The 14,214-nt window shown below is 72.5% G+C and carries 10 protein-coding genes; 8 read left to right on the top strand and 2 right to left on the bottom strand.

What is annotated here, in order from left to right:
• Nucleotides 1-130 precede the first annotated feature (130 nt).
• Nucleotides 131-4,150, bottom strand: coding sequence for a bifunctional nitrate reductase/sulfite reductase flavoprotein subunit alpha (locus IO24_RS0111455; protein ID WP_031134654.1), 4,020 nt, complete (start codon nt 4,148-4,150; stop codon nt 131-133).
• Between the two features lie 193 nt (nt 4,151-4,343).
• Between IO24_RS0111455 and IO24_RS0111450 the strand changes: the two genes are divergently transcribed.
• The 4 genes from IO24_RS0111450 to IO24_RS0111435 all read left to right on the top strand — a co-directional run bounded on the left by IO24_RS0111450 (nt 4,344) and on the right by IO24_RS0111435 (nt 6,977).
• On the top strand, nt 4,344-4,739 hold the full coding sequence (locus IO24_RS0111450) for a cell division protein SepF (RefSeq protein ID WP_031134653.1): 396 nt from the start codon (nt 4,344-4,346) through the stop codon (nt 4,737-4,739).
• A gap of 84 nt (nt 4,740-4,823) precedes the next feature.
• Nucleotides 4,824-5,957, top strand: a complete 1,134-nt coding sequence (locus IO24_RS0111445; protein ID WP_037667756.1) for an AAA family ATPase — start codon at nt 4,824-4,826, stop codon at nt 5,955-5,957.
• Nucleotides 5,950-6,309, top strand: a complete 360-nt coding sequence (locus IO24_RS0111440) for a nucleotide pyrophosphohydrolase (RefSeq protein WP_045296086.1) — start codon at nt 5,950-5,952, stop codon at nt 6,307-6,309. The genes IO24_RS0111445 and IO24_RS0111440 overlap by 8 nt, the downstream gene beginning before the upstream one ends.
• A 197-nt stretch (nt 6,310-6,506) precedes the next feature.
• Entirely contained in the window at nt 6,507-6,977 is a 471-nt protein-coding gene (locus IO24_RS0111435; protein WP_031134647.1) for a DUF6099 family protein, read from the top strand.
• Nucleotides 6,978-7,029: 52 nt separating this feature from the next.
• Here the strand turns inward: IO24_RS0111435 and IO24_RS45595 are convergent, their stop codons facing one another.
• Nucleotides 7,030-7,203, bottom strand: a complete 174-nt coding sequence (locus tag IO24_RS45595; RefSeq protein WP_167551601.1) for a hypothetical protein — start codon at nt 7,201-7,203, stop codon at nt 7,030-7,032.
• 240 nt (nt 7,204-7,443) lie between these two features.
• Here IO24_RS45595 and IO24_RS0111425 point away from each other — a divergent pair, with 240 nt between their 5' ends.
• The 4 genes from IO24_RS0111425 (at nt 7,444) to IO24_RS0111410 (ending at nt 14,200) form a co-directional block, all read left to right on the top strand.
• Nucleotides 7,444-8,367 carry an LLM class F420-dependent oxidoreductase gene (locus IO24_RS0111425; protein WP_031134645.1) on the top strand — a complete coding sequence of 308 codons (924 nt, stop codon included), beginning with the start codon at nt 7,444-7,446 and terminating at the stop codon, nt 8,365-8,367.
• Nucleotides 8,368-8,524: 157 nt separating this feature from the next.
• Nucleotides 8,525-9,988 carry a 3' terminal RNA ribose 2'-O-methyltransferase Hen1 gene (locus IO24_RS0111420; RefSeq protein WP_031134643.1) on the top strand — a complete coding sequence of 488 codons (1,464 nt, stop codon included), beginning with the start codon at nt 8,525-8,527 and terminating at the stop codon, nt 9,986-9,988.
• The gene (locus IO24_RS0111415; RefSeq protein WP_031134641.1) at nt 9,985-12,525 is read left to right on the top strand and encodes a polynucleotide kinase-phosphatase; all 2,541 of its coding nucleotides are present in this window, start codon (nt 9,985-9,987) and stop codon (nt 12,523-12,525) included. The genes IO24_RS0111420 and IO24_RS0111415 overlap by 4 nt, the downstream gene beginning before the upstream one ends.
• A gap of 157 nt (nt 12,526-12,682) precedes the next feature.
• Nucleotides 12,683-14,200: a VMAP-C domain-containing protein gene (locus tag IO24_RS0111410; RefSeq protein WP_031134639.1), complete on the top strand. Its 1,518-nt coding sequence runs from the start codon at nt 12,683-12,685 to the stop codon at nt 14,198-14,200.
• Nucleotides 14,201-14,214: the final 14 nt, after the last annotated feature.

The raw sequence follows: 14,214 nt of genomic DNA, 5'->3' as shown, positions 1-14,214 counted from the left end.
GAATTCTACGACCGTGTAGATCCAGCCATCCGGGGGCACGCAAGCCGGAGGCGCGGACCGGGCACACCAGCGTGTCGGCCCTCCGGTCCCGGCCCCCGGCCCGGGCCCGTCGGCCCCGTCGGCTCCCGGGTCAGTACACGTCCCGCACGTACCGCTTGTCCGCCGCGAGCTGTTTCACATACGCGGCGGCCTCGGCCTCGCCCAGTCCGCCGTGCGTCATCGCGATGTCCCGCAGCGCCCGGTCCACGTCCTTCGCCATCCGGGAGGCGTCGCCGCAGACGTAGAAGCGGGCCCCGTCGCGGAGCCAGTGCCACAGCTCCGGCCCGTGCTCGCGCATCCGGTCCTGCACGTACACCTTGTTGCGCTGGTCCCGGGAGAAGGCGGTGTCGAGCCGCGTGAGAATGCCCTCGTCGCGCAGCGCCGTCAGTTCGTCCTCGTAGTAGAAGTCCGTCGCCCGGTGCTGCTCCCCGAAGAACAGCCAGTTGGGGGCGTGGTGGCCGAGCGCCCGCCGCTCCTCCAGGAAGCCGACGAAGGGCGCCACGCCGGTGCCCGGGCCGACCATGACCATCGGCGTCGAGGCGTCGGCCGGGGGCCGGAAGTGCGGCGAGCGCTGCACGAACACCGGTACCTCCGTGTCCGGTTCGGCGTCCGCGAGGAACGGCGAGCAGACCCCGCCGCGCGCCCGGCCGTGCAGGCTCTCGTACCGCACGACGGATACCGTCAGCGACACCCGGTGGGGATCGGCCAGCGGGCTGGAGGATATGGAGTACAGCCGTGGCTGGAGTTTGCGCAGCACCCCGGCCCACTCCTCGGCGCTCGCCCGCACCGCGTACTCGGCGAGCACGTCCACGGCCTGCCGCCCCCAGCTCCACTGCGCCAGCCCGTCCCTGTTGTCCGGCCGCAGCAGCCTGCGCAGCTCGTGCTTGTCCCGGGCCCGTTCGGCGACGAAGCGCAGCAGGTCGGGGGTGATCCGGGTGATGTCGAGATGCCGGTGCAGCGCCTCGCCGAACGGCACCTCCCCGACACCGTCGACCGCCACGGCCGACCCGGCGTCCACCCCGGTCACCGCCAGCCACTCCGCCACGAGGGCCGGCGCGTTGACCGGCCGCACCCCGAGCGCGTCCCCGGCCTCGTACGCCAGATCCGTCCCGCTCGTGTCGAAGGTGAACCGCCGGACCTCCTTGTCCGCCCCGGCCCGGCTGAGCAGCCGGTTGCCGACGAGGCGGGCGGTGGTGACGGGCTTGGGCCTCGCCCGGGGCCTCTCGGCCGGGACGTCGGACCGCTCGCCCAGCGCCGACAGCACCTGGTCGAGCCACTCCCCGGCGGACGGCTCGAAGTCCGGCTCGCAGTCCGTGCGCGGCGCCAGCCGCACCCCGCCCAGCTCGTCGAGCCGCGCGTCCAGCCGCCGCCCGTGCCCGCAGAAGTCGTCGTAGGAGGAGTCGCCGAAGGCCAGCACCGCGTACCGCACCCCGTCCAGCCGAGGGGCCCGCTCGCCGCAGAGCGCGTCCCAGAAGCCCGAGCCGTTGTCGGGTGCGTCGCCGTCTCCGAAGGTGCTGGTGATGAACAGCAGGTCCGCCGTGCGGGCGAGCGCCCCGACATCGGCGTCGTCCATGCCGACGAGGGTCGTACGGTGCCCCGTCGTGGTCAGCCGCTCGGCGGTGGCGCCGGCGAACTCCTCCGCGTTGCCGGTCTGCGAGGCCCACAGCACGACGACCTCACGTCCGGGCCGGTCCTGCGGCGCGGCCGCCCCGGCCCGTGAGTACATGCCGGCCAGGACCCCGTTCACCCACAGCGCGTGCTCGGGGGAGAAGGGCGCGTCGGGCGGCAGCACCGGCACTCCGGGAGTGCCCGAGCCGAGCCCGGCCAGGAAGCCGGTCAGGTACCGGCGCTCCTGGGCGGAGAGCACCGGGGGAGGGGAGGGTTCGAGGCCGAAGGGGTTCGCGGTGCCCGGCGTCACCGTCGTGGGCGTCAGGGCCGGTGCCTCCGGTGCGGGCGCCGCCACCTTGGCCAGCGATACCGCGCACATCTTGAACTCCGGCTGGAACGACAGCGGATCCACCGCGTCGCTCGTCACCGCGTTGATGCTCAGGTACTCCCCGAACAGGTCGTTCCAGTGGAACGGCGCGAAACAGCACCCCGGCCGCACCCGGTCCGTCACCACTCCCGGCAGCACGGCCCGCCCGCGTCGTGAGGCCACCTCGACGAGATCGCCGTCGGTGACCCCGAGCGCCGAGGCGTCCTGGGGGTGGAGTTCCACGAACGGCCCGGGGTTCAGTTTGGTGAGCTTGGCGACCTTCCCGGTCTTGGTGAGCGTGTGCCACTGGTGCTGCACGCGCCCGGTGTTGAGCACGAACGGATAGTCGTCGTCCGGCATCTCGGCGGCGGGCAGATGCGGCCGCGCGAAGAAGACCGCCCGCCCCGAAGCCGTCGGAAAGCGCAGTCCCTCTTCCCCCACGTACCGGATCGGATTGCGCTCCGGCCCGTCCTCCCGCGCGGCCGGCCACTGCACGGGTGTCTCCCGCAGCCGCTCGTAGGTGACCCCGCGCAGATCCCACCCGGTCTTCGGGTTCCAGAACCGCCGGATCTCCTCGAAGACCTGCTCGGCGCTGTCGTACGAGAATCCCTTCTCGTACCCCATCGCGCAGGCCACCTCCGCGATGATCCGCCAGTCGGCCATCGCCTCCCCGGGCGGGTCCGCGGCGGCCCGGGTCAGGGTGAGGTTGCGCTCGCTGTTGACGAAGACACCCTCCGCCTCGGTCCACATCGCGCCGGGCAGGACGACATCGGCGTACGCGTTCGTCTCGGTGTCCGCGAACACGTCCTGCGTGACGACGAACTCGGCGGCCTCCAGGCCCTCGATGACCGTACGGCGATTGGCGACCGAGGCGACCGGGTTGGTGCAGATGATCCAGCAGGCCTTGATCTCCCGGTCGGCCATCCGCCGGAACATCTCGACGGTGCCCTGCCCGGCCCCGTCGGCCCGCAGTGTCCCCGGCGGCAGCTCCCACACCTGCTCGGTGAACGCCCGCTCCTCCTCGACGAGCACCGACCGCTGCCCCGGCAGCCCCGGGCCCATGTAGCCCATCTCGCGCCCGCCCATGGCGTTGGGCTGTCCGGTCAGCGAGAACGGCCCGGCGCCCGGACGGCAGATCGCTCCCGTCGCCAGATGCAGGTTGACCAGGGCGTTGGTGTTCCAGGTGCCGTGGGTGGACTGGTTCAGGCCCATGGTCCAGCAGCTCATCCACCGCCGGCCCGCCGCGCCGATGATCCGGGCCGCCTCGCGGAGGTCGTCCTCGTCGAGGCCGGTGATCTCGGCGACGGCGGACGGGGGGTAGTCGGCGAGGAAGCCGGGGAGTGCCTCCCAGCCCTCGGTGTGTGCGGTGACGAACTCCTCGTCCACCTGCCCGCTCTCGTGCAGCAGACGCAGCAGGCCGTTCAGCAACGCGAGGTCGGTCCCCGGCCGGACCTGGAGGAAGAGGTCGGCCTTCTCGGCGGTCGCGGTCCGCCGCGGATCGACGACGATCAGCTTGGCGCCCGCCTTGACCCGCTCCATCATCCGCAGGAAGAGAATCGGATGGCAGTCGGCCATGTTCGACCCGATGACGAGGAAGGCGTCCGCCCGGTCGAAGTCCTCGTACGACCCGGGCGGACCGTCCGCGCCCAGCGACAGCTTGTAGCCGGTTCCCGCGCTCGCCATGCACAGCCGCGAGTTCGACTCGATCCCGTTCGTCCCCACGAACCCCTTGGCCAGCTTGTTCGCCAGGTACTGCGCCTCCAGGCTCATCTGCCCGGAGACGTAGAAGGCGACCGCGTCCGGCCCGTGCTCGTCGACGATCGACCGCAGCCGCGCCGCCGTCTCGGCGATCGCGTCGGCCACGGACGCCGGGACGGCCTCCTCGCCCCGGTCGTCCCGCACCAGCGCGGTGGTCAGCCGTCCGGGCGCGGCCAGCATGTCGGCCGTGGTCGCGCCCTTGGTGCACAGCCGGCCCGCGTTCGCCGGATGCGCCTTGTCACCGGACGCCTTCAGCACCGTGCGCCGCCCGTCCGGGCCCGCCCCCACATCGAGCACGAGGCCGCAGCCGACACCGCAGTACGAGCAGACGGTGCGCACCTGCCGCGTGTCGGGCCGGCTTCCGGGGGTCGTGGTCATCCCCCAACGGTACGAATCGCCCGTTACGCCTCTGTCACACGGCTTGATCATCGGGAGTTACGCCCGTCACACAGCCGCCTTCCGGCCGTTGTGAGGTGCAATGAGGTCGCGGAGCGTGTCGCTGTTGGGCCGAACGGGTGACTCTGCGCAAGAATTGCCCGATGCAGACAGCGAGCGCTACCCAGGACGGAGCATGCCGGTGAACAGCCACGATGTCACCGACGAACAGTGGGAGGGGCTCGCCCAGGTCGTACCGCTGCGGGGCCGGGACGCCTGGCCGTCCTCCGTCGGCCACCGTTCCATACCCGAGGCCGAGACGGAGACCCGCCGCCGTTTCGTCGTCCTGCGGGTGAACGTCTTCGCCGACGCCCGCGACGTCGCCGAGCGGCTGATGGCGGGCGTCCCCGTCCTCCTCGACCTCACCGGCGCGGAGACGGAGGTCGCCAAGCGGGTCCTCGACTTCAGCACGGGCGTCGTCTTCGGCCTGGCGAGCGGGATGCACCGGGTGGACCGCAACGTGTTCCTGCTGACGCCCGCGGGGACCGAGGTGACCGGACTGATGGAGGGAGCGGGGCTTCCCGGGGTGTGACCGCCGGTGTGACCGTAGCTCGATCGTAGGAAGCCCCCGGAGACGGAACGGTTCGTCCTTCCGACGGACCCCTACCGTCCGGATATGACCCAGCCCGTCCTCCCCGGCCGCCCCCGCATCACCGAACTGCGTCTGGCCGCCTTCACCACCCACCGCCGCGCCGCGTTCCCGCTCGGCCCGCTCACCCTCCTCGCCGGTCCCAGCGGCTGCGGCAAGACCAGCGCGCTGCGGGCGTACGAGGCCCTCGCCCGGCTCGGGGGCGGCGCCGAGCTCGGCGAGGCGTTCCCCGACCCCGCCGCCTGCGTCCCGGAACGGGCCCGGCCCGACGCGCAGCGCCGCCGCGGGTTCCGCATCGGCTGCACGGCCGACGGCCCCGCCGGCCCGGTCCGCCTCGACATGGCCGTACAGGCCGAGCCCGAACTGCGCGTCGTGGGCGAGCGGTTGACGGCCGACGGACTGATCCTCCTGGAAACCGCCCTGCGCGACCCGGGCAAGCGTGCCGTGCAGGCCGCCTGGCACACCGCCGGGCCGACGCCGGTGACCCGAGGACCGCTCCCGGACGACCGGCTCGGCACCGCCCTGCTACCGCTGCGCGTGGCCGGCAAGACACCCGGGCAGCGCAGAGTGCTGGCCGCCGCCGAGCAGATGGTCGTCGCCCTGCGCTCCGCCTTCGCCTGTGACCCCGAACCCGCCCGTATGCGCGCTCCCGTGGCGGCCGGCTCCGGCCGTCTCCTGGGCGGCTGCGGCAACCTCGCGGACGTGCTGTGGCGCACCCGCGCCGAGTGCGGGCGGCGGCACGCACAGTTCGTGGCGGCGGTGCGGGCGGGGTGCGCGGGGCCGGTGGCGGACGTGCTCGCCCGGCTGGACGGCACCGGCACGGTCACCGCGGCCGTCGACCGGGGCAACGGCTTCCACACGGACCTGGGACGGCTCGGCCACGGCGAACTGCGCTACCTCGCCCTCGCGTTGGTGCTCCTCACCGGACCCGGCGTGCTGGAGGTCGACCCGGCCGGCGAGGTGCCCGCCGCGCTCCAGACGCTCACGGTGCTCGTCGACGGCTTCGACCGGGGCCTGGACCCACGGCAGCGGCAGGAACTGCTGGGCCTCGCGGCCCGGATGTGCGAGCGCGGGCACATCCGGCTGGTCGGCGCGGTCAGCGACGGCTCCTGGGCCGCCGGGACGGAGGGAGCCGCGGTGGTACACCTGGACCGTGACTGATCCACTGGACGCACCGCAGCCCGGCCCCCGCGGCGAACCCCTGGACGTGGCGACCCTGCAACGCCGGCTGGCCGAGTTCGCCGCCGCGCGGAACTGGCAGCCGTACCACACCCCCAAGAACCTGGCCGCCGCCCTCAGTGTCGAGGCGTCCGAACTGGTCGAGATCTTCCAGTGGTTGACGCCCGAGGAGTCGGCACGGGTCATGGCCGACCCGGACACCGCGCACCGCGTCACCGACGAGGTCGCCGACGTGCTCGCGTATCTGCTCCAGCTGTGCGAGGTGCTCGGCGTCGACCCGCTGGCCGCGCTGGCCGCGAAGATCGACCGGAACGAACGGAGGTTCCCGGTCTGAGTGCCTGCCCCGCCGCCTGGAGCAGCAAAATCCACTTGTACGCTGCGTAATCAAATCACGGTCCGAATCCGAATTGTTGTCCGAGAATTTCCGCCTTCCTCTGGCTTTTCGTCTCACATCCCTTCACTCTGGGTAGTGAACAAGGGAGTGCGGGCAGACGGACGCGCGCAGCGCGACGGACAAGACGGGGGCAGCCCATGGACGCGGTGCGGCTCATCGTGACGAGCAGGCGGTCCCTGGCGGCGGGCGGCGACGCGCGGGAGACCCTGGCCGAGGTGTGGCAGGCGCAGGCCCTCGCGCAAGCCATAGGAAGCCGCCTCGCGGTCGCCGGACCCCCCGAACTGCGGGGCGAGGCACTGGGTTTGACGGAGTTGGCGGGCCGGGGCTGCGGTGTCCTCGACCCGCCGGATCTGGCCCCCGGTGAGCTGCGGGCGGGCCAGCTCACCGAGTTGGGCGACGCCCGCCACACCCTGATGTACCTCGGTGGCCTCCTCGGCGAGGTCGGCATCGCCCTCGTCGCCCTGGCCAGCGCCGCCGACGACGAGGGCGCGTACTGGCAGTGCATGGAGGCCATCGACGCGGCGGACGAGTCCCGCGACCGCGTCCTGGAAATGCTCCGCAGACTCGCCGACCGGGAACAGGCGCTGCCGGAGAGGGAGGCGGGCTAGGGGGAGTCCTGGGGCCCGGTGCGAAAGCGGGGCCCGACGCGTGACGCAGGCGTCAACCCGCCTGCCCCTCCTCGACGACCTTGCGTTCGGAGTCCCCCGCCGCCTGAAGATCGGCGTCCAGCGCCGACAGATCCGCGTTCAACGCCGCCATCAACTCCTCCATCTGCTGCAACAGCCCTTTCGGCTGCCCGGTACCGCCCTGCTGCGGCACGGTCTCTTCGGACATGACGGCCTCCTCGGCCCCCGGCCCCCGGGGAGGCCGACGCGGGTGACGCCCCGGTGGTCCACCCCCCGGTGCGGAAGCCGGGGGCTCCGGCTCCGCCCGAGCCAACGATCACCGCCGGGGCCGGTCACTGGCCCGGTCGCCCGGGCCCCGCGGTATGGACGTAATTTCACCCGACCGGGGATCGGCCGGCCCGGGGGAGGCGACCTCGTGATCGCACACCCCGGCAGGCAGGATGGAAGCATGGATCTTCGCATCTTCACCGAGCCCCAGCAGGGGGCCACCTACGACACTCTGCTCACCGTCGCCAAGGCAACCGAGGACCTCGGCTTCGACGCCTTCTTCCGTTCCGACCACTACCTCCGCATGGGTAACGTGGACGGCCTGCCCGGCCCCACCGACGCCTGGATCACCCTGGCCGGACTCGCCCGCGAGACCAAGCGCATCCGGCTCGGCACCCTGATGACCGCCGGCACCTTCCGGCTGCCCGGCGTGCTCGCCATCCAGGTCGCCCAGGTCGACCAGATGTCCGGCGGCCGGGTCGAACTCGGCCTCGGTGCGGGCTGGTTCGAGGAGGAGCACAAGGCCTACGGCATCCCCTTCCCCAAGGAGAAGTTCGCCCGCCTCGAGGAGCAGCTGGAGATCGTCACCGGCCTGTGGGCGACGGACCCCGGCAAGACCTTCGACTTCCACGGCACCTACTACGACCTCGCGGACTCTCCCGCCCTGCCCAAGCCCGCGCAGCGGAAGATCCCCGTGCTGGTCGGCGGCCACGGCCCGTCCCGCACCCCTCGGCTGGCCGCCAAGTACGCCGACGAGTTCAACATGCCCTTCGCCTCCGTCGAGGACAGTGAGCGCCAGTTCGGCCGGGTGCGCGCGGCCGCCGAGGAGGCGGGCCGCGCAGGCGACGAGCTGACGTACTCCAACGCCCTCGTCGTCTGCGTCGGCCGGGACGAGGTGGAGGTCGCCCGCCGGGCCGCCGCGATCGGCCGCGAGGTCGACGAGCTGAAGCTCAACGGCCTGGCAGGCTCCCCGGCCGAGGTCGTCGACAAGATCGGCCGCTACACCGAGATCGGCTCCCGCCGCATCTACCTCCAGGTCCTCGACCTCGACGACCTCGACCACCTGGAACTGATCTCCGCGCAGGTGCAGTCGCAGCTGTCGTAGCGGGCCCGCCGAACCGCCCTCGATAAACGAAGGCGCTGGTGGGCACAGGTGTGCGAAGCTGTGGGCGTCGTCCTGCCGGGCCCCCGGGATCACCCTTCCCGGGGGCTCGCGCACGTACGGCACCGACACCGTCCACCCAGCCGGAGAGGCCCTCCGCATGTTCCTGACGATCACGACCACCGGCACTCCCGAACGCCCCGCCACCGACCTCGGCTACCTGCTGCACAAGCATCCCGACAAGGCGCAGGCGTTCTCCACCTCCTACGGCACGGCGCACGTCCTCTACCCCGAGGCGGAAGCCGGGCGCTGCACTGCGGCGCTGCTGCTGGAGGTCGATGCGGTGGCACTGGTCAGGCGCGGCAAGGGCAAGGGCCGCGGTGGCGCCCCGGACGCGGCACTCGCGCAGTACGTCAACGACCGCCCCTACGCGGCCTCCTCCCTGCTCGCCGTGGCGCTGAGCAGCGTCTTCTCCAGCGCGATGAAGGGCGTCTGCAACGCCCGGCCGGAACTGCCCGGCCAGGCCAGGCCGCTGCGCGTCGAGGTACCCGCGCTGCCCGCCCGGGGCGGCCCCGGCCTCGTACGGGGGCTCTTCGAGCCGCTCGGCTGGGCCGTCACCGCCGAGCCCGTGGCGCTGGACAGCGCATTCCCCGAGTGGGGCGACTCGCGGTACGTGAGCCTCGTCCTGGAATCGGACACGCTCACCCTCGCCGAGGCGCTGCGCCACCTCTACGTCCTGCTCCCCGTCCTCGACGACGCCAAGCACTACTGGGTCGCCCCCGACGAGGTCGACAAGCTGCTGCGCGCCGGGGAGGGCTGGCTGCCCGGCCACCCGGAGCAGCGGCTGATCACCAGCCGCTACCTCTCGCGCCGCTGGTCGCTGACCCGGCAGGCCACCGAGCGCCTGGAGCTGGTGCGGCTTGCGGAGACCGACGACAGTGAGGTCGAGGAGATCGACAATGCGGTCGAGGCGGACACCGAGGCCGAGGAGAAGCCGACCCCGCTGGCGGTGCAGCGCCGCGAGGCCATCGTCACGGCGCTCCGGCAGTCCAAAGCCGCCCGGGTTCTCGATCTCGGCTGCGGACAGGGCCAGTTGGTGCAGACCCTGCTCAAGGACCCGGCGTTCACCGAGATCGTCGGCGTGGACGTGTCGATGCGCGCGCTCACCATCGCCTCCCGGCGCCTGAAGCTGGACCGCATGGGTGAGCGGCAGGCGTCCCGCGTCGAGCTCTTCCAGGGCTCGCTCGCGTACACCGACGTCCGGCTCAAGGGCTACGACGCCGCCGTGCTCAGCGAGGTCATCGAGCACCTCGACCTGCCCCGGCTGCCCGCCCTGGAGTACGCGGTGTTCGGCTCCGCGCGTCCGAGGACGGTCCTCGTGACCACCCCGAACGTCGAGTACAACGTGCGCTGGGAGTCCCTCCCGGCCGGTCACGTCCGGCACGGCGACCACCGCTTCGAGTGGACCCGCGCGCAGTTCCGCACCTGGGCCGGGGCGGTGGCCGAACGGCACGGATACGGCGTCGAGTTCGTGCCCGTCGGCCCGGACGACCCCGAGGTGGGGCCGCCCACCCAGATGGCCGTGTTCACGATGACCACCCCGAAGGAGGCGAAGGCGGCATGACCGACGTACAGCAGGGGCGCGTGCTGCCCGTCACCGACCTGTCCCTGGTGGTGCTGGTCGGAGCCACCGGCTCCGGCAAGTCCACCTTCGCCCGCAGGCACTTCAAGCCCACCGAGATCATCTCGTCCGACTTCTGCCGCGGCCTCGTCTCGGACGACGAGAACGACCAGAGCGCCACCAAGGACGCCTTCGACGTCCTGCACTACATCGCGGGCAAGCGCCTGGCGGCCGGCCGCCGCACGGTCGTGGACGCGACCAGCGTGCAGCCCGACGCCCGCCGTCAGCTCATCGACCTGGCCAAGCAGTACGACGTGCTGCCGATCGCCATCGTGCTCGACGTGCCCGAGGAGGTGTGCGCCGAGCGCAACGCGGCCCGCACCGACCGCGCCGACATGCCCCGCCGGGTCATCCACCGCCACACCCGCGAACTGCGCCGCTCCCTCAGGCACCTGGAGCGCGAGGGCTTCCGCAAGGTGCACATCCTGCGCGGCGTCGACGAGGTCGAGCACGCCACGGTCGTCACCGAGAAGCGCTTCAACGACCTGACCCACCTCACCGGCCCGTTCGACATCATCGGCGACATCCACGGCTGCGCCGCCGAACTGGAGACGCTGCTGGCCAAGCTGGGCTACGTCGACGGGGCCCACCCGGAGGGCCGCACGGCCGTCTTCGTGGGCGACCTGGTCGACCGCGGCCCGGACAGCCCCGGCGTGCTGCGCCGGGTGATGGCGATGGTGAAGTCCGGCAACGCCCTGTGCGTGCCCGGCAACCACGAGAACAAGTACGGCCGTCACCTGCGCGGCCGCAAGGTCCAGCACACCCACGGCCTCGCCGAGACCATCGAGCAGATGGCGGGCGAGAGCGAGGAGTTCGTCGCCGAGGTGAGGGAGTTCCTCGACGGCCTCGTCAGCCACTACGTCCTCGACGGCGGCCGGCTCGTCGTCTGCCACGCCGGCCTGCCCGAGAAGTACCACGGCCGTACCTCCGGCCGGGTCCGCAGTCACGCCCTGTACGGCGACACGACCGGGGAGACCGACGAGTTCGGCCTGCCCGTGCGCTACCCGTGGGCGGAGGACTACCGGGGCCGGGCCGCGGTCGTCTACGGCCACACCCCGGTGCCGGAGGCGACCTGGCTCAACAACACCATCTGCCTGGACACCGGCGCGGTCTTCGGCGGCAAACTCACCGCGCTGCGCTGGCCGGAGCGCGAGCTGGCCGACGTACCCGCCGAGCGGGTCTGGTACGAGCCGGCGAAGCCGCTGCGCAGTGAGGCGCCCGGCGGGCACGACGGCCGTCCGCTGGACCTGGCCGACGTGCAGGGCCGCAGGGTGGTGGAGACCCGGCACCAGGGCCGCGTCTCGATCCGCGAGGAGAACGCGGCGGCCGCCCTGGAGGTCATGAGCCGCTTCGCGGTGGACCCCAGGCTGCTGCCGTACCTCCCGCCGACGATGGCCCCGACGGCCACGAGTCACATCGACGGCTACCTGGAGCACCCGGCCGAGGCCTTCGCGCAGTACGCGGCGGACGGGGTCGCGCGGGTCGTGTGCGAGGAGAAGCACATGGGCTCGCGGGCGGTGGCCCTGGTGTGCCGGGACGCCGAGGCGGCCCGCAAGCGCTTCGGCGTGGACGGGCCCAGCGGTTCCCTCTACACCCGTACCGGCCGCCCCTTCCTCGACGACGACGCCCTCACCGAGGGGATCCTCGGCCGGGTGCGCACGGCGATCGGCGAGGCCGGCCTCTGGGACGAGCTGGAGACGGACTGGCTGCTGCTGGATGCCGAGCTGATGCCCTGGTCGCTGAAGGCGTCCGGACTGCTGCGCTCGCAGTACGCCGCCGTGGGTGCCGCGTCCGGCGCGGTGCTCCCGCAGGCGCTGGCCACGCTGCAGGGCGCGGCGGCTCGGGGCGTGGACGTGGCCGGCCTGCTGGCCCGCACCGGCGAACGCGCCGCGGACGCAGCCGCGTTCACGCAGGCGTACCGCCGCTACTGCTGGACCACCGACGGCCTGGACGGCGTCCGCCTGGCACCGTTCCAGGTCCTCGCGGTCCAGGGGCGCAGCCTCGCCGGCCTGCCGCACGACGAGCAGCTCGGCCTGCTCGACCGGCTCGTCGAGCACGACGGCAGCGGCCTGCTCCAGACCACCCGGCGGCTCTACGTCGACACCGCCGACGCGGAGTCGGTCCGGTCCGGCGTCGACTGGTGGCTGGAGATGACCGGCCGCGGCGGCGAGGGCATGGTCGTCAAGCCGGTCGGCGCGGTGGTCCGCGACGGCGAGGGCCGCCTGGTCCAGCCCGGCATCAAGTGCCGGGGCCGCGAGTACCTGCGGATCATCTACGGCCCGGAGTACACGCGCCCGGAGAACCTCGCCCGCCTGCGCTCGCGGTTCCTCAACCACAAGCGGTCCCTGGCGATCCGCGAGTACGCCCTGGGCCTGGAGGCCCTGGACCGGCTGGCCGGGGGCGAGCCGCTGTGGCGGGTGCACGAGGCGGTGTTCGGGGCGCTGGCCCTGGAGTCGGAGCCGGTCGACCCGAGGCTGTGAGCCGGAGGCCACACGATTCCGGCCAGGCTTGTCCCGCCTGGGACGCTCCTGGCCGGACGTCGCCCTTCCGGTCCCATTCGTCCCTGGTTAACCGCTGGTTGCCGTGCTAGCTTCGCTGGTCGGCCCAGACAGGTGAACCGACTCAGGGGGAAAGTCGGTGCGGACAGGTACGGCGCCCGGCGAGTTCGGCGGCACACCCGGACAGCAGCCGGATTTCGAGCTGCTGTTACAGCTCACCGACGTTCTCTGCGAGCTGGGCTGCGTCGAGGACGCGCCGAGCCGGGTGCAGTTCGCCGGTCTCCTGGGCGGCCAGCTCCGCCGGCAGGTGGACATCCGCGGCGTCAAACTCCGTGAGGACGTGGTGAGTCTGGTGACCGCCGCGCTGAGCGTGGCGGGCGGGGAGCACGTGCTGGTCGGGGTGGTCCGCATCCTCGAGGGAGCCCCCGCCGGTGACGAACTCGACCGGCTGATCTCTCCTGCCCCCACCCTGGCCGGACCGCTGTCCAGGGACGACGAGAAGAGCGCACGCGTCGCGCTCTCCCGCGGCGACCTGCCCGCCGCACGATTACGGGACGGCCTGGCCGAGGAACTCGCCGGCCTGGACCTCCCCGGCGGACTCACCCCCGAGCAGCTGTTCGGGCACCTCCTGGAATGGAACGTGCAGGAGGACGGCCTGCCACCCGTGGTCCTGCTCCTCGACCACGCGGCCCGTCTCGCCGGGACCGCCGAGCACCGCCTCGCGCTGACCGGCTGGGTCGACGACTGGACCGGACGTGCGGGCCTGACCGCGGAGTTGGGCAGACGCCGGGAAAGACGCGCGGCGGTGGTGTGGTCGCCCGACATCCCCCGCACCCTCGTCGTGGCCGTCGAACCGGCCCGGGACGGCAGCACGGACGTGGTCGTGCGGACCTGGACCAACGCGACCCCGGGGCGCTGGGACCCGCGCCCCGGCGAGCCGGACACGATCCCCCTGGACGACCTCGGCCACGCGGTGGACGAGGCGCTCCGGCGCGGCACCCAGCTCTGGCTGGTGCCGCGCGAACCGGATCCGGGCGGACGCCAGGAGCCGCTTGCGTACATAGAGTTCCTCCTTCCGTACGATCTGATGAACCACGATGTGGCGGGGTTGACGTTCGCCATAGGCGACGGTGAGCCCACTCCGCTCAGCCTGCGGTACGGGGTGCACCTACGCAGCCTGGAACGCATGCGTACGGACAACGCCGTGGTCCGGCAGCAGTGGCAGCGGCGTTGGGCGGCGCTGAAGCAGCACGGGATCACGGTGCACGCCTGGCGCGAAGCGGACGCCCGGCGGCTGCGCGCGTGGCAGATCGCGCTCGCCGGGGAATCCAGAAGGACGGCAGTGCTGTTGGACGCGCCGACCGGGGCACCGGCTCTGGAGGCACTCAAAGCGGCGATCGCGGAGGGAGTCGGCCTCGCCGTCTGGGACCGCAGAGGTGTGTTCGAAGAGGAGAGGCGCGAAGTGGTGACCGCGGTCTTCGCCGCCGTCACGATGCCCGTCCAGCTTCCTTCCGTCATTCACCGCATGCGTCTGAACGCCGAGAGCGGCGCGCAGGACGCGGTCCAGTATCTGGCCCGGAACGTCGGATTCCTGTGGGACGACCCCACACGTGTCGTCGACCTCCAGGCCATCGACCCCGGCGATCTCGCCAGCTGAGCTAGGAGGCTTCG

This window comes from Streptomyces flavovariabilis, from assembly GCF_000725785.1.
In the GTDB taxonomy this organism is placed as follows: domain Bacteria; phylum Actinomycetota; class Actinomycetes; order Streptomycetales; family Streptomycetaceae; genus Streptomyces; species Streptomyces hawaiiensis.
The sequence above is the reverse complement of the archived record's forward strand: the minus strand, read 5'-3'. Positions and strand labels throughout refer to the sequence as shown.

Bases quoted from the DNA above. Each gene is read 5' to 3' on its own strand.
- IO24_RS0111455 (WP_031134654.1), bottom strand. From the start codon at position 4,150: ATGACCACGACCCCCGGAAGCCGGCCCGACACGCGGCAGGTGCGCACC.
- IO24_RS0111450 (WP_031134653.1), top strand. From the start codon at position 4,344: ATGCCGGTGAACAGCCACGATGTCACCGACGAACAGTGGGAGGGGCTC.
- IO24_RS0111445 (WP_037667756.1), top strand. From the start codon at position 4,824: ATGACCCAGCCCGTCCTCCCCGGCCGCCCCCGCATCACCGAACTGCGT.
- IO24_RS0111435 (WP_031134647.1), top strand. From the start codon at position 6,507: ATGGACGCGGTGCGGCTCATCGTGACGAGCAGGCGGTCCCTGGCGGCG.
- IO24_RS45595 (WP_167551601.1), bottom strand. From the start codon at position 7,203: ATGTCCGAAGAGACCGTGCCGCAGCAGGGCGGTACCGGGCAGCCGAAA.
- IO24_RS0111425 (WP_031134645.1), top strand. From the start codon at position 7,444: ATGGATCTTCGCATCTTCACCGAGCCCCAGCAGGGGGCCACCTACGAC.
- IO24_RS0111420 (WP_031134643.1), top strand. From the start codon at position 8,525: ATGTTCCTGACGATCACGACCACCGGCACTCCCGAACGCCCCGCCACC.
- IO24_RS0111415 (WP_031134641.1), top strand. From the start codon at position 9,985: ATGACCGACGTACAGCAGGGGCGCGTGCTGCCCGTCACCGACCTGTCC.